This window comes from Deltaproteobacteria bacterium, from assembly GCA_020845895.1.
Lineage (GTDB): Bacteria > Lernaellota > Lernaellaia > JACKCT01 > JACKCT01 > JADLEX01.
Genome location: JADLEX010000007.1, coordinates 26165 through 45511 on the forward strand (window position 1 = coordinate 26165; position 19347 = coordinate 45511).

16 protein-coding genes are annotated in these 19347 nt (G+C 64.6%); 4 read left to right on the forward strand and 12 right to left on the reverse strand.

The genetic code is table 11. From position 1 onward, the window contains the following. The first annotated feature begins 51 nt into the window (after positions 1 to 51). Genes IT350_00475 through IT350_00485 form a run of 3 tightly spaced genes read left to right on the forward strand, consistent with a single transcriptional unit; the run spans position 52 to position 2997 of the window. Positions 52 to 996: a diacylglycerol kinase family lipid kinase gene (locus IT350_00475; GenBank protein MCC6156498.1), complete on the forward strand. Its 945-nt coding sequence runs from the start codon at positions 52 to 54 to the stop codon at positions 994 to 996. After that, on the forward strand, positions 993 to 1853 hold the full coding sequence (locus IT350_00480; GenBank protein MCC6156499.1) for a carbon-nitrogen hydrolase: 861 nt from the start codon (positions 993 to 995) through the stop codon (positions 1851 to 1853). The genes IT350_00475 and IT350_00480 overlap by 4 nt, the downstream gene beginning before the upstream one ends. Continuing rightward, on the forward strand, positions 1846 to 2997 hold the full coding sequence (locus tag IT350_00485; GenBank protein ID MCC6156500.1) for an agmatine deiminase family protein: 1152 nt from the start codon (positions 1846 to 1848) through the stop codon (positions 2995 to 2997). Before IT350_00480 ends, IT350_00485 begins: the two co-directional genes overlap by 8 nt. A gap of 60 nt (positions 2998 to 3057) precedes the next feature. Here IT350_00485 and IT350_00490 read toward each other — a convergent pair whose 3' ends face one another. The 11 genes from IT350_00490 to IT350_00540 form a co-directional block, all read right to left on the reverse strand. Then, complete coding sequence (locus IT350_00490) at positions 3058 to 3972, reverse strand: class I fructose-bisphosphate aldolase (protein ID MCC6156501.1); 915 nt, start codon at positions 3970 to 3972, stop codon at positions 3058 to 3060. Between the two features lie 12 nt (positions 3973 to 3984). Next, complete coding sequence (locus tag IT350_00495) at positions 3985 to 5070, reverse strand: MaoC family dehydratase (GenBank protein MCC6156502.1); 1086 nt, start codon at positions 5068 to 5070, stop codon at positions 3985 to 3987. A gap of 39 nt (positions 5071 to 5109) precedes the next feature. Next, on the reverse strand, positions 5110 to 6762 hold the full coding sequence (locus IT350_00500; protein MCC6156503.1) for an acyl-CoA dehydrogenase family protein: 1653 nt from the start codon (positions 6760 to 6762) through the stop codon (positions 5110 to 5112). Between the two features lie 28 nt (positions 6763 to 6790). After that, positions 6791 to 7864, reverse strand: coding sequence for a hypothetical protein (locus IT350_00505; GenBank protein ID MCC6156504.1), 1074 nt, complete (start codon positions 7862 to 7864; stop codon positions 6791 to 6793). 82 nt (positions 7865 to 7946) lie between these two features. After that, positions 7947 to 9413, reverse strand: a complete 1467-nt coding sequence (locus IT350_00510; GenBank protein MCC6156505.1) for a hypothetical protein — start codon at positions 9411 to 9413, stop codon at positions 7947 to 7949. Positions 9414 to 9663: 250 nt separating this feature from the next. Further along, complete coding sequence (locus tag IT350_00515) at positions 9664 to 10662, reverse strand: NAD-dependent epimerase/dehydratase family protein (protein MCC6156506.1); 999 nt, start codon at positions 10660 to 10662, stop codon at positions 9664 to 9666. Between the two features lie 23 nt (positions 10663 to 10685). Then, positions 10686 to 11645, reverse strand: coding sequence for a hypothetical protein (locus IT350_00520; GenBank protein ID MCC6156507.1), 960 nt, complete (start codon positions 11643 to 11645; stop codon positions 10686 to 10688). Between the two features lies 1 nt (position 11646). Further along, complete coding sequence (locus IT350_00525) at positions 11647 to 13089, reverse strand: glutamate--tRNA ligase (GenBank protein ID MCC6156508.1); 1443 nt, start codon at positions 13087 to 13089, stop codon at positions 11647 to 11649. Continuing rightward, positions 13086 to 13571 (reverse strand): 2-C-methyl-D-erythritol 2,4-cyclodiphosphate synthase, encoded by a 486-nt coding sequence (locus tag IT350_00530; GenBank protein MCC6156509.1) that lies wholly within the window; start codon positions 13569 to 13571, stop codon positions 13086 to 13088. The genes IT350_00525 and IT350_00530 overlap by 4 nt, the downstream gene beginning before the upstream one ends. Then, positions 13568 to 14296 carry a 2-C-methyl-D-erythritol 4-phosphate cytidylyltransferase gene (gene ispD, locus IT350_00535; GenBank protein ID MCC6156510.1) on the reverse strand — a complete coding sequence of 243 codons (729 nt, stop codon included), beginning with the start codon at positions 14294 to 14296 and terminating at the stop codon, positions 13568 to 13570. Before ispD ends, IT350_00530 begins: the two co-directional genes overlap by 4 nt. 90 nt (positions 14297 to 14386) lie before the next feature. Then, a complete protein-coding gene (locus IT350_00540; protein ID MCC6156511.1) occupies positions 14387 to 15556 on the reverse strand; it encodes a hypothetical protein in 1170 nt (389 codons plus the stop codon). Between the two features lie 252 nt (positions 15557 to 15808). Between IT350_00540 and IT350_00545 the strand changes: the two genes are divergently transcribed. Then, positions 15809 to 16876 carry a M23 family metallopeptidase gene (locus tag IT350_00545; protein MCC6156512.1) on the forward strand — a complete coding sequence of 356 codons (1068 nt, stop codon included), beginning with the start codon at positions 15809 to 15811 and terminating at the stop codon, positions 16874 to 16876. Between the two features lie 6 nt (positions 16877 to 16882). On the opposite strand, the gene IT350_00550 is transcribed toward IT350_00545, so the two are convergent. Next, positions 16883 to 19183 (reverse strand): RND family transporter, encoded by a 2301-nt coding sequence (locus IT350_00550; GenBank protein ID MCC6156513.1) that lies wholly within the window; start codon positions 19181 to 19183, stop codon positions 16883 to 16885. Between the last annotated feature and the right edge of the window lie 164 nt (positions 19184 to 19347).

Sequence of the window (19347 nt, forward strand, 5' to 3'; positions counted from 1 at the left end):
CTTGCCCGAACTTCGCGTCGCATGGTAACGAGATCCGTCACGGGGGAGCCCATGTCCGACTTCCGGACCATGCTGATCGTCAATCCCAACTCGGCCAACGGCGCGACGAAGCGCAACTGGACCCGGATCGAAACAGCCGTGCGTGCTCGCCTGCCGGTCTTCGATACCCGCATGACGGAACGCCCCGGCGACGCGACGACGCTCGCGCGTCGGGCCATCCACGATGGCTACGAGATGATCGTCTCGGTCGGCGGCGACGGCACGAACAACGAGATCGTCAACGGGTTTATCGAGAACGACCGCGTCATCAATCCCGATGCCGTCTTCGCGACGATTCCGCAGGGCACCGGAGGCGACTTTCGGCGCACCATCGGTGTTCCCAAGGACTTTCGCGAAGCGGCGGCATTTCTTCCCGGCCGCGACGCGAAGCGCATTGACGTGGGACGCATGACGCTCGTGAAGAAGAGCGGTGAGCCCGCAGTGCGTTACTTCATCAACATTGCGAGCTTCGGGGTCGGCGGGCTGATCGACGACACGGTGAACCGCACGACGAAGGCTCTGGGCGGCTTCGCGAGTTTCCTCATGGGCTCGGTTCGCGCCATGGCGGCGTACAAGAACCAACGCGTGCGCATTCGCGTCGACGGTCGCGACATGGGCGAACGCACGATCTTTTCCGTTGCCGTCGCGAATGGCCGCTATTTTGGCGGCGGTATGATGGGCGCGCCGAGCGCCGAAATCGACGACGGCCTGTTCGACGTGCTCTTCATGGGAGACCTGGGCGCGTACGACCGATACGTCCGGCTCATGTCGATCTACAGGGGCGAACACCTGAAGATGACGAAGATCGAGACGCTTCGCGCCAAATGCGTCGAAGCCGAGGCCGACGAGCCCGTCTATCACGACGTGGACGGCGAGGGGCTCGGCACGTTGCCGTCTCGCTACGACATTCAGCCGTCCGCGATCCGACTCAAGCTGCGCGCCGGGAGCGGGGCATGACGATCGCGCGCGTCGGGCTCGTGCAGATGGAGTGCAGCGAAACGGTTGAAATCAACCGCGACCGCGCCGAGACGGGCATCCGCGAGTGCGTTGCGCGCGGTGCGAACGTCGTGTGCCTTCAGGAACTGTTCACCACGCCCTATTTCTGTCGCGAGCTTCGCGAGCGGTACTTCGACTGGGCCGAACCGCTGGACGGACCGACGACGGCGCGATTTATCGATCTCGCGCGCGAACTTGGTGTGGTGCTGGTGCTCCCATTTTTTGAGAAGCGCGCCGCGGGGCTCTATCACAACAGCGCGGTCGTGATCGACGCCGACGGCGCGGTGCGCGGCGCGTATCGCAAGATGCACATTCCGCACGATCCAGGATTCGAGGAGAAATACTATTTCTCGCCGGGCGATCTGGGCTTTCGCGTGTTCGACACAGCGGCGGGTCGAGTTGCCGTGCTGATCTGTTGGGACCAGTGGTTCCCCGAGGGTGCGCGCCTCGCCGCGCTCGCGGGCGCGCATCTCGTGTTCTACCCGACGGCGATCGGATGGAAGCCCGCGAAGCCCGACGAATACGCGGCGTACCTGGATGCATGGATGACCGGCATGCGCGCGCACGCGATCCACAACGGCCTCTTCGTCGTCGCCGTCAATCGCGTCGGCATCGAGCACGAGGTGCGTTTCTGGGGCCATTCGTTCGTGGCTGATCCGCTCGGCCGCGTGATCGGCGTTGCGGGCGAGGGCGCCGAAAACTCCGTGGTCGATTGCGACCTCGACCTCATCGAAACCACGCGGCGCGGATGGCCATTTTTGCGCGACCGGCGCATCGACGCCTACACCGATCTGACGAGACGATTCATCGATGACTGACAAGACGAATCTTCGCACACCAAGCGAAATCGGATTCCGCATGCCCGGGGAATGGGAGACGCACGAGGCCACCTGGCTGACGTGGCCGCACGACCCGGGCACGTGGCCGGGCAAGGTCGAGATCGCGCGGCAGGTGATGGCGCGGTGGGTCCGTGAGATCACGCGCGTTCGCCCCGGCGCGAAACGCCGCCAAGAGATCGTGAACGTGATCGCCCGCGACGACGCCATGCGCGGCGAGATCGAGACGACACTCGCCGATTGGGACATCGACGCGGCGGCGGTGAAGATTCACGCGATCCCCAACAACGATGTGTGGATTCGCGACTACGGCCCGATCTTCATCACGCGCGACGGCGACCCCGGCGACGGCCTCGGGTGTCTCGCGGTCGTCGATTGGGATTTCGATGCGTGGGGCGGCAAGGGCGAGAAGTACTACGGCGAATCGCTCGGCCTCGACAATCAGGTTTCCGCGAAGATCGCCGATCTCGTCGGCGTACCGCGCTTCGTGCCGGGCGAGGTGCTCGAAGGCGGCGGCATCGAGGTGGACGGCGAGGGCTCGCTCATGGCGGCGACGCAGTGTCTGCTCGCCATGCGCGAGCGCACTGGCGGTTCGCTCGACGAACGACGAACGCACTTGGAGCGCGCGCTGAGCGAGTTTCTCGGGGTGCGTCATTTCGTGTGGGTGGACAACGTGGACTTCGAGGGCGACGACACCGACGGGCACATCGACAACCTCGCTCGCTTCGTCGCGCCGGGCCGGATTCTCACGGTGACGTGCGACGATCCGAAGGACCCGCTGCACGATCCGCTCCGGCGGCATCTCGACGCGCTGCGCGCGAAGACGGACATCACGGGACGCCCCTTCGACATCGTCACCGTGCCGCTGCCCGCCGCGTTTCGCTACCGGTGCCTGCGCGACGGGGCGCGCGAGCGTTGGCGCTACCCCACGAGCTACGCGAATTTCTACATTGCCAACAACGTCGTACTCGTCCCGACCTATGCCGACGAAAACGACCGCCGGGCGCTCGACGCGATTGCCGCGTGTTTTCCCGACCGCGCCGTCGTCGGCATCGACTGCTGCGATTACATCCTGGGGCAGGGCGCCATCCACTGCTCCACGCAGCAGCAGCCCGAAAGCTTCTGAAGCACAAGAGAAAAGGACGGGCGAACCCCCGTCCTCCTCTCGAAATGTTCATGGAATTGTTTACGCCGCGTAGATGTCCTGAATCTTTCGCAGCAGCGCGACGGCTTCGTCCATCGGGCGCTGGAACGCGTTGCGGCCCATGATCGAGCCGAACCCGCCGCCGTCCTTGATGCCCTGGATTTCCTGCAGAATCGCCGCCTCGTCCTTGGCCTCACCACCGGAGAAGATGACCACGCGCCGCCCGTTGAACGCCGACTGCACGACGTGGCGGACGCGCTCGGCGAGCGTGCCGACGGGGATCTGGTACTTCTCGTAAACCTTGCGTGCCGCTTCCTGCTCGATGTGCGCCGTCGGCGGCTTCACCTTGATGACGTGCGCGCCGAGCTGCGCCGCGATTTGGGCCGCGTAAGCGATGACGTCGATTGCCGTCTCGCCCTGCTTCGACAGATTGCCGCCGCGCGGATAGCTCCACACGACCGTGAGCAGACCGACCGAGCGCGCTTCCTCGGTGAGTTCGCGCAGTTCCTCGAACATCGGATTCCGCTCGCCGGAGCCGGGGTAGATCGTGTATCCGATCGCCGCGCAACCGAGGCGAAGCGCCTCGCCGACCGAACCCGTGACCGCGGAGCAGGGCTCGCCGCCGGTGGCGAGCGAGTCGGAATTGTTGAGCTTGAGAATCAGCGGAATCTGGCCCGCGAACTCCGCGGCGCCCGCCTGCAGGAAGCCCAGCGGCGCGGCGTAGGCGTTGCAGCCGGCCTTGAGCGCGAGCTTGAAGTGATACTCGGGATCGTAGCCCTCGGGATTGGGCGCGAAGCTGCGGTGCGGGCCGTGCTCGAACCCCTGATCGACGGGCAGAATCAGCAGTTTGCCGGTACCGCCGAGGCGGCCGTGCTCGAGCAGGCGATAGAGGTTGGCCAGGCAGCCGGGGCTTTCGCTGGCGTAATAACTCAGGATGCGTTTGGTATGACGGGACATCGCTGACCTCCGTTACGAGTTGCGTTTTCGGATGAGGACCGTGCGGTCGATTTCGACGACTTTCTCCTTGACCTTGCCGTCCTTCTTGTCGCGCTCCGGCGTGAACAGATCCGCGCCCGCGTCGAGCAGTTCGGCGGGATCGACATTTTTCACGCCCACGAGCCGGAATGTGATCTTGCCGTAGCGTGCGTTGAAATTGTCTTTCGCGAGCACCTTCTGCGCGGCGCGGATCGTGTCGCCCGCGAGCACCGGCGCAGGGTGGGCGCCGTTGTCGAAGCCGAGATTCCACACGACCTGCCCGCCGGTGTCGCGCGCGGCCAGCGCGTGCGTGAAGCCGAGAACCAGCCCGCCGTACACCACGCGGTCCTTGGCGAAACTGCGCGTCTCGCAGTATTTGGCGTCGAAGTGCAGCGGGTGCGTGTTGCGGAAAATCGTTGTGAGCTGCATGTGCTCGCTCACGCCCACCGTGCGGCCGATGTCGTGCACGATCACGTCGCCGACGGCGAAATCCTCGTAGTAGCCGCCGAAATACGCGGCGTTCGCGTTCGCGCCGAACTTCGCATCGTCCAGCAGGACGGGGTATCGCGTCACCGGTTGCGGGATTTCAAAGTCCTTTACCGGCGCGAGCGGCGAGCCCTCGACCTTTCCGTTCGGGATCAGCGCCATGCGCTCGAACACGCACACCGGCACGTTGTCCTGATTCCAAAGCGTGGTGCGCACGTGGACGGTGCCGCGGTCGCCGCTGCCGGCGAGCTTGGTGCCCAGCACCTCGGTCGCCGCGGTGATCGTGTCGCCCACATATGCGGGATTCGGGTAACGCACGTCGATATACGCGAGATGCGCGATGGCCTGTTCCGAGACGTCGAGCACCGAGAACGACAGGCCGAAGTTGAGCAGCACGAGCGGATGCACAACGCGTCCCGTGAAGCCGAGCGACTGCGCGAACGGGTCGCTCGTGCACACGGGCATCGCTTCCATGAAGCTGGCCGCGCAAAACGCGATCACGCCGCCGTCGAGCGTCACATCCCACGGATGGCGGAAGATGTCGCCCGGGACGAAGTCCTCGAGCCTGCGACCATAAACGTGCCGAATCGCCATGACCTCTCCTTTTCGTCGCGGCGCGCGCCGCGTTTCGTTTCAGTCTTCCAGCAGCCGCCGCGCGATGACGTGCGCCTGAATCTCGTTCGCGCCTTCGAAGATCGAGAGCACGCGCGAATCGCAGAAGATGCGGCTGATGGGATATTCCTCGGCGTAGCCGTTGCCGCCGTGGATTTGCAGACCCGCGTCGGAAACGAAAAACGCCACCTTGGTCGCGAGCAGCTTCGCCATGCCCGCTTCGAGATCGCAGCGCTTGCCGCTTTCCTTCATGCGCGCGGCAAAATACGTGAGCTGGCGGGCGACCTGCGTGTCGACCACCATCCGTGCGATTTTTTGATGAACGCGGGGGAAGTCGAAAATCTGCCGACCGAACTGTTTGCGCTCGGTGGCGTAACGGTACGCGAGTTCCATCGCCGCCCGCGCGAGGCCGATGCCGCGCGCCGCGGTCTGGATCCGCGCCGATTCGAACGTCGCCATGAGCTGCTTGAAACCGTTGCCTTCCTGCCCGCCGAGCAGAGCGTCGGCCGCGACGGGGTGGTCGTCGAAGCTGATCTCGTACTCTTTCATCCCGCGATAACCGATGACCGGAATCTCGCTTCCCTCGATGGTTTTGTCGGGAAACGGATTGTCCTCGGTGCCCCGCGTTTTGGTCGCGAGGAACATCGACAGACCCTTGTATCCCGGCGCGTCCGACGTGCGCGCAAGCACGGTCATCAGATCGGCGCGCGAGCCGTGCGTGATCCACGTCTTCTGGCCGGAGAGCCGCCACGAGCCGTCGGCCTGCTTCGTCGCGCGCGTTTTGACGCTCGCGAGATCGGACCCGACGTTGGGTTCGGTAAACACGGCGGTGGACATCACCTCGCCGGCCGCGAGGCGGGGCAGCCACTCGGCTTTTTGCTCCTCGGTGCCGCCGGTGATGATGAGCTCGCCCGCGATCTCGGCACGCGTGCCCAGCGACCCGACGCCGATATAGCCGCGCGAGAGTTCCTCGGTCACGATCACCATGCCCATCTTACCCAGTTCGGTGCCGCCGTACTGCTCGGGGATGGTGATGCCGAAAACGCCCTGTTCCGCGAGTTGCGAAACGATTTCGAGCGGGATCAGTTCGTCTTTGCGGTGCACGTGTTCGGCGATCGGCGCGACGACCTGATCGGAAAACTTCTGGAACTGCGCCTGCACGTCGCGAAGGATCTCGTCGTCGATCCCGAAGTCGCCGAATGACCCGCGCGATTCCACCAGCTCGGCGATCGCCGACAGGATCGCCGTGCCGCCCGCGATCTCGATCAGTTTCACGCACTCCGGCGTGCGCAGAACCTCGCGCACGACCGCGTCGTCGATGCCGATCTCGGTCGCGGCGATCTGCTCCAGGCCGGAGATGTCCGAGCCGTACGTCCATCGACGCAGCGCCCCGGCCACGTATGCCGAGGCGATGAGAAGTTCCAGATCGCTCGGCTTTCCGGCGGCCCGGGTGCGTTTGGCGTATTCGACGATTTCGCGCGCGCCATACAGCTCGCATGCAAAGTACGCGAGGCCGTGCGCCGGTTGCTGATAGGCGTTCAGCAACTCGCCGTCGAGCGTTCCCTTCGCGCCCGTGACTCGCGGTTTGAGGTAGGCGCGCGCGCGATCGAACGCGGTCTGAAGCGCGGCCACGCCGGCTTCGAGGAGCGCAATATCTGGCGGCGACCAGGTGATGTCGGGTTTGCAGATCACGCGGTGCTCCTTATTCCACGACGACGCCGAGTTCGTCGATGATCGCCCGCTCGACCTGACCGCGCAGATAGGCCTGCTTGATCAGGGCGAGGTTGATGCGGTTCGTCGCGCGGTCGGCCATCTTGCCGTCGATCATGACCGCGCCCTTGCCTTCCTTTTCGGCTTGGTGGAACAAGCGAATTTCGCGGATCGCGCCGTCGAGCGTTTCCTGCGCGATGGCGAAGGTTTGAATCGCAATTTCCGTCTGGGCGGGGATGCCCGTCCACTTGCCGGAGAATCCGTACAGGTACGCGAGTTCGGCGTCGCGGCGACATTCGTCGAGTGCGGCCTGCTTCTGCTCCTCGGTCTTTTCCTTCGTGGGGTAGTTGAGCGTCATCTCGGCGATGGCGGGAATGCCCACGCTCGCCGCGGCCTTGACGATGCGGCAACGCACGTCGTTCACGATCGGATGATCGGCGCGGTACAGGTGCGGCAGGAAACCGAGGCTGCCCCAGTAATCGAACGCGCCGAAAATCAGCGCGCGCAGGCGGCGGCTGGCCTTGGCGATCTCGAAGACCGCGCGCTCGGCGTTGACCGACTCGATCAGCACCTGAAAGGTCAGCTTGCCGTGTGGCAGGTTGCCCGCGTACTCGAGTTCGGTCAGCACCTTGTCGATCGACTCGACCTCTTCGGGGCTTTCGATTTTCGGGAAAATGAGACCGTCGATATCCGCCCCGGCGTGCGAAACCACGGCGGCGATGTCCTCGAAGTCGGGGTCGAGTTCCAGTCCGCGCGGACGGAAATATTTGATCTTGCCGGCCCAGTCGAGTTCTTTGTACGCGCGGATGATGTTGGCGCGGCCCTGGACGAGGAGTTCCGTGTTGCCGCGCGGGATCGAATCCTCGAGATCCAGCATGACGAGATTGGCTTTGCCCTTGGCCGCGCCCTCGATGTATTTCCAGTTCGTGGCCGGGCAGGTCAGGTGCGCGTACTGCACGCGGTATTTCGGATCCATGGGGATGTGGAAATCTTCATAGGACTTCAGGAGTCTGCGGTTTCGCTCGCCGGCTTCCTTGGTGATGTCGGGGTTGAATCGAAATTCCATGTCCGTCTCCTTCAATCGACGTTGTTGCTCTCGTCAGGTTCGCGTTTCGTCGCCCGCGTTTTCGGGCGTTTGTTCCAGTTCCTCAGATACCCGCCATCTCGTCGCCGAATCCCCCAAAAACCGATTTGAGCGCCCGCGTGATTTCCGCGACAGTCGCGTCGGCGTCCGTCGCGGCGATGATGGCGGGCATCAGATCGGCTTTGGGGCCTCGCGCCGCCTCGGCGAGGGCGCCCTGTGCCGCGCGGTGTGCCGAAGCATCCCGACTCGCCACGCGTTCGCGCAGCCGCGTCGTGTAAAACGCGCGGGCCGTCGCGGGATCGACCTTCGTTCTCGGCGCCGGAATTCGATCGTTGCTTATGGCCTCGGCAAAGACGGTCTCGCCGACCTTGGCGAATCGCCCCGAATCCAACTGTGCGAAATGCGCGTCGGCAGCCTCGCCGACGTAGCGCTGCAACCGCCCCGATTCGATCGCCGCGAGAGCGCCGCCCCAACCGCGAATCTTCTCGACGACAGTGAGAGCTTCGGCTTCGACCGCCTCCGCGCGGCGCGTTGTTTCGTCCGAATCGAAAAATCCACGAAGCTCCGCCGCTCCGGATTCGACGGCGAGGACGCGCTGCGTCTGGATGGCGATCTGCTGGGCGATGGCCGAGGGCAGCCCGCTCACGGCGTCGAAGGGTGCGACGGTGATGGTGTGCGCGCCGCCCGCAACGGCCGCGAGCGCCGCGAGCAGACCCCGCGCGATATTGATCTCAGGTTGCGCGCCGGTGTACGCCGCCGCGGAGGTCCGCACGTGGAGTCGGGGAAGGGGGACGTCCACGCCGAACGCGGCGCGCATCGCCGTCGCCCACACGCCGCGCAGCGCGCGAAACTTGGCGATCTCACCCGGCAGATCGGACGTCGCATTCATCAAGATCGCCATCGCGGACGCGGCTTCAGACGGCTCCACACCCTTTTTCCGCAAGGCGACGGCGTACTGCTCAGCGAAGGCGAGGGCGATGCCGATCTCCTGCGCCGCCGTGCAGCCCGCTTCGCGGGCGTGAAATCCGGAGACCGTCAGCGGAACGATGCCGGGCGTCTCCCGCAGGGAAAACGCGATCATGTCGCACGCGAGACGCAGCGCGGCCGCCGGCGGGTAGATGAATGTGCCGTAAGCGACGTACTCGTTGAGGATATCGCCCGCGAAAACGCCGCGAAGCCGCGAAGGATCCAGGCCTCGAGTTTTCGCGTGACGCAGAAACGCCGCGTAGATCATCGGAGCCGTCGGCGCTCCGCCGAACGAAACCTCGATTCGAGTGAGGTCGAGATCCGATAGAATTTTGTCGAGATCGGCGACGCACGAAAGATGAACGCCGACCTGTGCGACCTCGCCGGCCGTGAGTTCGTCGTCCGCTTCGAGGCCCATCTGCGTGGGAAGATCGAGGGGAATCCCGACCGCGTCGAGCCCGACTCGAACCGCGTCACGCAAGTTCGCGCGCACGTCCTCGGGGAGCGTCGCTCCTCCGGCTTGCCGGATCGTCCATCCGGTCGCTGGTTCGCTCGGCGCGGTCATACTGCCCCGTGTCCCGATGGACGCGATAGGTCGCGTCGCGACGTCGGAAACGCGAAATCGTTCGCTCAATCGATGGAAAAAACCCGAGGATTCCCGAGAACGCTCGCGGCCGTGCCGCAGTGCGTCCAAATTTAATCGTCCCCGGCACGGTGGTCAAGCGGCGCGTGCGAAAAATGCCGATTTGTAGTCCGAAATTGCGGATTCAGAGGTCGAATATGCGATTTGTCGGTTCGGATGAAACGATTCGGCCTCAGTCCGTGATGACGCCCTGCTCGCGCATCCACCGGATCGACTCTTCGAGTGCGTGCTCGAATGGCGTGATGGTGTAACCGAGTTCGTTCTTCGCGCGGGTACTGTCGTACGCCCAGTTGTGGGCGAGCACGCCGACCTTTCCGCGCGTCAGCATCGGCGGCTTGCCGGTCATGCCCGCGATCTTCTCCATGAAAAATGCCGAGAACGAGAGCAGTCCGAGCGGAATGTGCCGCTTCGGGACTTTTTTTCCGAGCCGCTCAGCGGCCAGATCGACGAGCATGTCGAGCGAGACGTTGTCGCCGCCCAAAATGTACGCGCGACCCACTTGGCCCTTTTCCATCGCGAGGACGTGCCCGGCGACCACGTCGCGGACGAACGCGTAGGACCACAGCTTCTTTCCGTCACCGGGAATGCCCGGAAATTTCCCGGCCCACATATCCCGGATCATGATCAGCACGATGTTGCCCTCGGTCAGTTCGCCCGGTCCAAAAATGACCCCGGGCAAGACCGTGACGATGGGAGCGCCCTTGTCGAGGTAGCGCTTCGTCACGAGCGAGGCGAGGTATTTGGTGCGTTCGTAGGGATTATGGAAATGCTTCGGCTCGTGTTCCAGCGACTCGTCGGCGATCTGATTCGCGTCGGAGTGGCCGATCGCCATGAACGAAGACGTATGGACGATTCGCTCGACCCCCGCCGCCATCGCCTTTTTCAGCAGGGTTTCGTAGGCATCGACGTTGACGCGGTCGAAGATCGACCAGTCGGTCACCCATTCCTTGACGACCGCGGCGACGTGATAGACGCGCTTCGCGCCGGCAAGCGCCAGATCGAGCGCCGCGTCGTCGCGCAGGTCGCCGGGAACGACCTCGAGCCGCTCGTGCGTCACGCCCAGCGCCTCGGGCGAGCGAACGAGCACGCGCACCGTCTCCCCGCGCGAAAGGAGTTCGCGAAGCAGGTTCTTTCCCAGAAATCCGGTCGCGCCGGTCAGAAGTGTCGTCATGGTGATGTCCCCGTCGCGTCGATTCAGGCGCGGGCGCGCAGTCCCGCGAGCGCGTGTTTCACGCGATCCGTCACGTCCTTGCCGCCGATCAAGTCGCACGTCAACTCGGTGTCGAAACTCCAGTTCGCGAAACCGGTCACGGCGACGCACACCGCGCGCGCCACGTCGTCCTTCTTCACCTGGCTGACCTCGTGCCCGGCAAGCAGGGATTTGCCGAAAGCATTGACCTCGCGTCCGGCGGCCTTTAGGTAAATCTGCGCGAAGCACAGCAGGGCGACGTCGATATCGCGAGCCGCCAGCACTTGCGTGCACGCGGCATCGTAAACCCACTTACGATCGGGGAGAAACACCGACCACCACTCGAACGCGGTGCGAAACGACGGCGCGTGACGGTACATGGACTCGGCCAGACGCCGGGCCATGTGCGACACGGCCCGCGCGGAGCCGAGCACACGCACCGCCAGATCATCGAGGGTTTCCCGGTTCACGGCTTTTTGAGCTTCGCCGAAGGTGGTCGCGACGCGAATCGCCGACTGGATACGCTCCGCCGTCTCCCGCAGGCCCAACAGACGCACGATCAGCCCCAGATCCGGTCCCTCGAAGAGGCCGGTCAGGGCGACGCGGATCAGAGGTTCGGCGACGTTGGGCGCAATGCCCGAACGGGCGATCCCCGCCGCGAGCCCCGCGCTCGAGTCCACGTACGCCGATGTCTCGCCGGTGACGATGCCCTCGCGGATGAAGGCATCGAAAAACTTCGCGGACTCGGGATACGTCGCAACGAGGTGTTTGAGCTGCGCGGGCAATTCGAGACCGCCGGGAATCATCGGCGTGACGTACGCCCGCGCATCGCCGATGCTCTCGACGCGGTCGCCGACCTGATCGAGGTACGCGGCCAGCTGGGGAGACTGCGTCTGCGCCTGCGACAGATAGAGCAGGGCGAGTTGGCGAATTTGTTCGGGATCGACGTTTGTTGTCGGAGCCATATCAACCACGAAGGGAAATGAGGTTCAAAGTATTTCGTAAACGCGAGCGGACCTCGCCCTGGCCCAGGATCACCGCCGTGGGCGCGAGCTCGGGGCCGTGTGTTCGGCCGGTGAGCGCGGCCCGGATCGGCATGTAGAGGTCCTTGCCCTTTCGTCCGGTTCGTTCCGCCGTCACTTTTAGAACGGCCTGAAAGCGATCCATCGTCCAATCGGTATCGGCTTCGAGCAAATCCAGCAACGCCCGAACCACGGCCTCCCCGACCGGCGTGGATATCACATCCGCCGCGTCGGCGTCGAGCGGAGGCGCGCCCGGGCAAAAGATCCGAAATTTCTCCCGCAGGTCATCGACGGAAACGAGCTCCGGCTGAAGCAGTTTAAGCGCCGAAATGAAACGGTCATGGTCCGGTGCAATTTCCGCGTGGTGCTCAGCGGCGATGAAGGCGACGAGCTCGGCCGGCGGGGCGGTCCGAAGCGCGCGGGCGTTCTCGTGGGTCAGACGCGGGGCGTCCCATCCGCAGGGCGCGGCGGAAAGATCCTCGACGCGAAACGACCGCGCATAGGTTTTCATGGGGTCCGGCGAATTGTCTTCCGGCGGCGACCAGCCCAGATGCGCCAGGGTCGCCACGACGGCGTGGGGTAGATATCCCGCCGCGCGCAACGCCTCGACGGAAAAGTCCCCTTCGCGCTTCGAGAGCGGGCGTCCGTGCTCGCCATGGATAAGTCCAAGGTGGCCGTAAGCGACCGGCGTGCGCCCCAGCGCCTCGAGCAGCAGAATCTGACGCGGGGTATTCGAAAGATGGTCGTCGCCGCGCAGGACATGCGTGATGCCCATGTCGGCGTCGTCCAGCGCGCTCGCAAGCAAAAACGACACCGCGCCATCCGAGCGCGCGATGATGACGTCGTCGAGGTCGTCGCCCCTAAAGTGCACCTCGCCTCGCAGCAGGTCGCGCACGACCACATCGCGGTGCGGCGAACGAAACCGGATCGCCGGGCGCGCGCCGGACGCGATCATGACTTCTCGTTGCGCCGGGGTGCGTTCGCGGCAGCGGCCGGAATAGCGGGGCGCGCGATGCGAAGCGAGCGCCTCGCGTCGCGCGAGTTCGAGTTCCTCGCTCGTGCAGAAACACGGATACGCGTGGCCGGTTTCGACGAGCCGATCCACCGCCTCGCGATGCCGCGTGATTCGTTCCGACTGGCGGTAGGGACCGAACGGACCCGGGCGGTCGGGGCTCTCGTCGGCGATGATGCCGAGCCATGCGAGATCGTCGGCGATGGCGCGCTCGAACTCGGGCCGCGAGCGCGCCGCGTCGGTGTCCTCGATGCGCAGGACGAACGCGCCGCCCGTCGAACGCGCGAGTAAATACGAAAACAGCGCCGTGCGGGCGTTGCCCAGATGCAGCCGACCCGTGGGGCTCGGCGCGAAGCGGGTGCGGATCGCGTTCACCTGACCGCCAGAAGTGCCACCGCCTGCACGGCGATTCCGAGTCGCGCTCCGGTAAATCCGAGTTCCTCTTCGGTCGTGGCTTTCACGTTGACGCACGATTCGCCAACGCCCAGCGCAGCGGCGAGGCGCGACGTCATGGCGCCGATATGCGGCGCCATTTTCGGCGCCTGGGCGATGATGGTGGAATCGACGTTCACGACGGTGAAGCCCCGCTCTCGAACGAGGGCGACGACGCGTTCGAGCAGCGCGATGCTGTCGGCGTCCTTGAACGCGACGTCGGTGTCGGGAAAGTGCCGGCCGATATCGCCCAGTCCCGCCGCGCCCAGCACCGCGTCGGCGATCGCATGGGCGAGCACATCGGCGTCGGAATGGCCGAGCAGGCCGGATTCGTGTTCGATGCGCACGCCGCCGATGATGAGCGGGCGGCCGGGCACGAGGCGGTGCACGTCGTAGCCGGTCCCGATGCGAAAGCCCGCGCTCATCGTTTCACTCCCCGCGCGGCGACCTTTCGCCGCCGCCAGATCACCTCGGCCAACTCCAAGTCGACCGGATTCGTGATCTTGATGTTGTCGGCGTCGCCCTGCACCACGACCACCATGACGCCGAGCCGCTCCGCGAGCTGCGAATCGTCGGTTGCGCGGAAGTCGTCGCGCGTGGCGTCCTCGAAGGCGCGAAGGATCAGATCGTATCGAAACGTCTGGGGGGTCTGCGCCGCCATGAGCTTTCGCCGCTCCGGCGTGTCGACAACGAATCCGTCGTCCGCGATTTTCTTGATCGTCGACGTAACCGGCGCGGCCACGATCGCCGCTCCAAAATGTCGCGCCACGTGGACGCTGCGCGAGATCTGCTCGGGCGTCACGAAAGGTCGCACGCCGTCGTGGATGGCGACCACGTCGCACGCCTCCTTGATGGCGCGCAGCCCGCAAAGAACCGAGTCCTGCCGTCGTTCGCCACCCTGGCAGACGGTGCGCACCTTGGCGAAACCGTACTTCTTCACGATATCCGCGCGTGTCGCCGCGACGTGCCCGCGCGGCACGACCACCACCACGCCGTCGATCGCTGGAGTCTTCTCGAAGACCTCCAGCGTGCGCGCGAGGATCGGCCGCCCCGCCAGCAGCAGGTACTGCTTGGGGACGTTGCGCCCCATGCGCCGCCCCACGCCGCCCGCGACAATCACGGCATAAGCCTTGCGAACCGGGTCTTCCATGCGGCTTGGGTTTGGCACGGCGGTCTTTGCGGTGTCAAGGAGAAGAGCCGTCAACCGGGGACATTCGCCCAGGTTCGGTCTTCCTCGATTTCATTCTCCGGCGTCACAGCTGTCGGACGTTCTCTCGTCGCGCAGGTGCGCGCGGACATCACTCGGCATCTGCGGCGTCGTCCATGCGCCGTCGCGATAGACGGAGAAGAACGGCAGACGAACGGTCGATACCCTGCAGTCATCCTGTGACGAATCGGCGTGGCGGGAACCGGCGATCCAAATGGCTCCGGAAGGGTCAAGCGCCGCGCGAGAGAACGACGGCCACTTCACCTCATCGAATGTCACCGTGCGCCAATCTCCGTCTTCGAAGACATCGAAAACGCCGTGACCATATGTCCGGCCCCCCAGCTCATCGTCTTTCGAGGTGTCGCCCCAGAGCACGCGCCGCTCGTGTCCGTCGGTCAGCACGCCGCGGATTCGAAAGTCGGTCTGGCGGATACGCGTCCAGGCAGCCCCCTCATGGCGATTCAGAAACCACGGATCGCCGTCCTGCACCGCATCGGCCGCCTGCGTCCACATCCAGTACTCACCGTCGCCGACGATCGCGAAACCGCGATACTGCTCGTCGTTCGGCATCTCGTACGCGGGGCCATCCTCCCACTCGCCTTGGCGCAGGACGAAGATCGCGCCCTCCGGATATTCCGTGATCAGCACCAGTGCGAGCAGGTCACCGTGGGAGGAAATCGACGCGTAATTCCAGGCGCCCTGCGGAAGTTCGATGATCTCAGTGTTCTCACCGTCGTATTTCAGTAGTCCGACGGGGTTATACGACCACGCTTCCGTGAGCAGGAAATAGACAACGCCGGTCGTCGTCACGAGCATGTCGCCGACGTGCCGGGGAGCGATCCAATCGCTGCGGTCGAAAAGCTCCCCCTTTCTCAGATGCGTCAGGCGCTCTATGTTCTGGTTCCAGATCCACACGTCTCCGGCTGTCGAGTAGGCCGTGCGATCATTACTGCTGTGTTGAGGATCGCCGCAACGATCGAGCCGCAGGCCGCCGTCCCGATACGTGAAGAAAAACTCCCCGCACGCGTGTGACGACGCAAACGCAAACACCCCCGTGCCCGCGCCGGTCTCAAACGTCTGTCCGCTGAGGGCCTTGGTATCGACGCAGGAATCTTCGTCGCTGTCATCGGCCGTGAAGCACGACGCGCTCGCGACGAGGGACGCGAGCGACAAAAGGAGCAGAAACGAACGCCGTGATTTCATGACGAACTCCTATTTGCCCCCTCAGCGGTATCGACCGGAAATCGCTTTTCACCAGCACGACAATTTCAAATGGCTTTCGCCCTCGACATCCCCAATACGGCCAATCAGGAATGTCACGGCGATCTATCCATGTCAATTCACCTTGAATAGACCTTCCCGCGAAATACGGCGGAGAGCGGATTCGTGGATCTTCAAGAATCGACGGATGACGAACGGGGATTCCCTCGGTGGACGCGCGCGGGGCGAAATGGCATGAATGGCTCGATGCATTTCCCCGGAACCTCCGGAAGAAAGATTCTCGCCGCGATCGGTTTCGCGTGGCTGGCGGTTTCGTTGTCGCTCGCGAACGCGCAGGAAGGCCCGAGCGGGCGCGACGTCGGCGGTGCGACCCCCGCCGCGACCCCCGCACCGACGCCTGACCTGACCGAGAAGGCCCGTTCGAACGACAGGCGTTTTCTTTTTCGTCGCGACGACTTCTATGTGGCTCGCGTCGTGGTCGACCGCAGCCTGCTCGCCTCGCTCATCGAACTCATGCCCGACAATGTGGGCCTCGCGCGGCAACTCGCGTCGTCGTCGCAGGAGATTCTTCGTCATGCACTCGACACGCAACGCCAGATGGCGCGGGGCGACGCGGCGATCATGGTCTTCAAGGACCCCGGCCAGACGCAGGCCGTGCGTCTGTACGGCCTTCGTTACGAGAGCGCCGCGCTCGGCCGCGCGGTGATGGGTTATTATTTTTGGGAGCCGAATCGAAGCGCCCCCGAATATTTCGATGAAAACGGCAACGCATATCTGCCGCGCCTGCGCCGTTCGCCCATCGAGGGATACACGCGGCTCGGGCGTCTTTTCGGCCAGGGCAACGCGACCTTCACCGAAATCCTGGCCGACAAGGGGACGGAGGTGGTCGCGCCATTTCCGTCTCGCGTCGTGCGGGTCAACTGGCGACCGAAGGAGCAGGGCGACTGCGTGGAACTCGAATACCTCGGCACCGGCGTTTTCGCGACCTTCGCGGGGCTCGAAAGCGTGTCGATCAAGGTGACGGCGGGCGCCGAACTCGACGCGGGCGCATTGATCGCCAAGGTCGGTGCGCTCGCCACGGGCCAACCGACGGGACTGCGTTACGAGCTGCGCTCCGCTCCCGGGGACGACGCCCCGCGCATCGATCCCTTCGCATTTCACCTGTCCGACCCCTATCGGATGAACGCGACGAATCTCGCGCTGTTTCGGATCGTGAAGACGAAAATCGACGAGCTGTTCGGCGCGGCGATCGACCGCGCGAAAGCGCCCGACGAGTCACCCACGCCCGCCGCCGCGGACTGAGCGCGGTTAGACCTCCGGCTCGCGGTCGCGATGACGAATCTTCGGTTTCGCGAGCAGGATGAGCGCGGGCGTGACGAACAGGTCGGCGAGCAGGGCGATGGCGATCATGAGTGCCGAGAGCCAGCCGAAATCGCGGTTCGCCTTGAAGTTCGACGTGACCAGCACCAGGTAGCCCATCACGAGCACAACCGACGTGAACACCATCGCGCGCCCGGTGCCGCGCATTGAGCGACGCACGGCATTCGCGTGATGCTCATCCTGCGCGTATTCGTACCGAAAACGCACGAGGAAGTGGATCGTGTCGTCGACGGCAATACCGAGAGCGATGCAGAACGTCACGGCGGTCGTGGGGTTTAGCGTGACCCCCGCGAAACCCATGAGTCCGGCGACATAGACCAGCGGGATCAGGTTGGGAATCATCGACAGGCCCGACAGGCCGAGCGAGCGGAACTCGAACCACATCATGAAAAAGATGATGCCGAAGGCCGACAGCAGGCTCGTCACCATGTCGATGACGAGGCGATCGACGAGCACCACGATCATCGGACCCGCGCCGGTGATGTGAACGTCGAGATCGGGATCGATGTCGCTCGCGACAAACCGGCGCAGTTCCTTCGAGACGGCGTCGAAGCGCCGCTGGCCCATGTCAGGCGTACGCGCCGAAATCCGCGCCGTGGTCTCGTCGAACGTCATGTAGGGCGCGGTCGGATCGGGACTCGACATCGAGTAGAGCAGGAGCGACTGCGAGACGGCCTCGCGCGTTTCCGGGATGCGATACACGTCCGCGCCGCCGCCGCCCAACAGGCGCTGCATCTCTTTCACGAACTCCGCGAGCGACAGCACCTTTCCCATCTCCGGGATCTCGCGCATGCGCGTCGCGATGCGGTCGATCTCGCGCAGGACGGCGGGATCGGTGACCGGCCGGCCGCTTCGGCTTTTCACGGAAATCTCGAATGGAACCGCCGAACCCAGATGCCGGTCGAGGTATTCGTAGGATTGCCGGATTTCGGTTTCGGGACGCAGGTCCTGCATGAAATAATATTCGCGCTCGATCATCGCCGCGCCGAGCGCAGCGACGAGCATGAGCCCGACGCCGATGCCGACGATCGGTTTCGGTCGGCGGATCACGAGGTCGGTGATCCGGCGCAACATTTCGGCGACCGTTCCGTGGTCGAAAGCGCGCGTGCGTTCCGGTGTGGGCGGCGCGATGCGCGAGAGCACCGCGGGTACGAAGACGACGTTGATGATATAGGCGATCATCACACCGGCGGCGGTGATGAATCCGAACTCGCGCACGACCTTGTTGCTCGACGTGAAGAGCGAACCGAAGCCGACGGCCGTCGTCGCGCTGGTCCAGAAACATGCGATCACGATTTTTCGCGTCGTGGAGATGAGCGCGCGCCTGCGGTCAGGGACCTGGGCGTACTCCTCCTTGTATTTGACCATCAGGTGGATCGCGTCGGAGATGCCGTACACGAGGATGATCGACGGAACGACGTTGGTGAGCAGATTGATCGTGACACCCGTCAGACGCATCAGCGCCACGGTCATCAGCGTCGCGGCCGCGACCGTGGCAAGCGGCAACAGGACGCCCGCCGCGCTGCGCTGCGTGAACCACAGAACGACGATCAACATCAGAATGACGAGCGGTGTGAAGATCAGGATATTGAGCTGCGCGTAGTGAATGTACGCGGTGCGCAGCACCGGCGTGCCGCCGAGGTGAAACGCTCGATCCGGTTTCGCGTACGCCGCCATGCGTTCGCGAAACCATGTCTCGAACTCGGCGCGGGCTTCGTGATTGTTGGATGTAGACCGAAGCCGCACGGCGATCGCGGTGGTTTTCGTGTCCTTCGAGACAAGGTTTTCGGGCAGAAACGGATTGGCGAGCGCCTCCGCCCGCAGCGTTTCCAGCGTCGCGGGGTCGTCGGGCACCACCTCGACGAACGGGCGGATGTCGATCTGGTCGCCCGCGACGCGGGGGAACATGAAGGTCGTGAGAGAGAGAACCTCCTCGACCGCCGGATGATTCCGGAATTCGAGGCTCAGATCGCGCACGTCGCGCAGCACGTCCGCGGCGAAGACGTCGGTCGCTTCGACGGCAAGCAGGTAGGTCGCGTCGTCCTCGCCGAACTGCTTCTGGAATTCCTCGTAGACCACTCGCTCGGGGTGCCGGTCGGGAAGCAGGTTCTCCATGTTGAAATCGAAGACGACGCCGGTCGCGGCGACGCACGACGCGATAGTGAGCGCGACCGTCGCCGCGATCACCACCGGGGCGTTTCGCAGGATCCACTCGACCGGAAAACGCATGCGCCTCACCGAAAGGAAGCGCGCAGAATGGGAACGGCGGCCGATCGTGTCAATCGGCCGCCGTGCGGGCAAAGACGCCGGAATCGGCGGAGGTCGGGCCCGAGACCGATTCGTCGGACCAGGCCGGTCGTGGTCGGCCCGGTCCGGCGCGCGCGCCCGGCGGC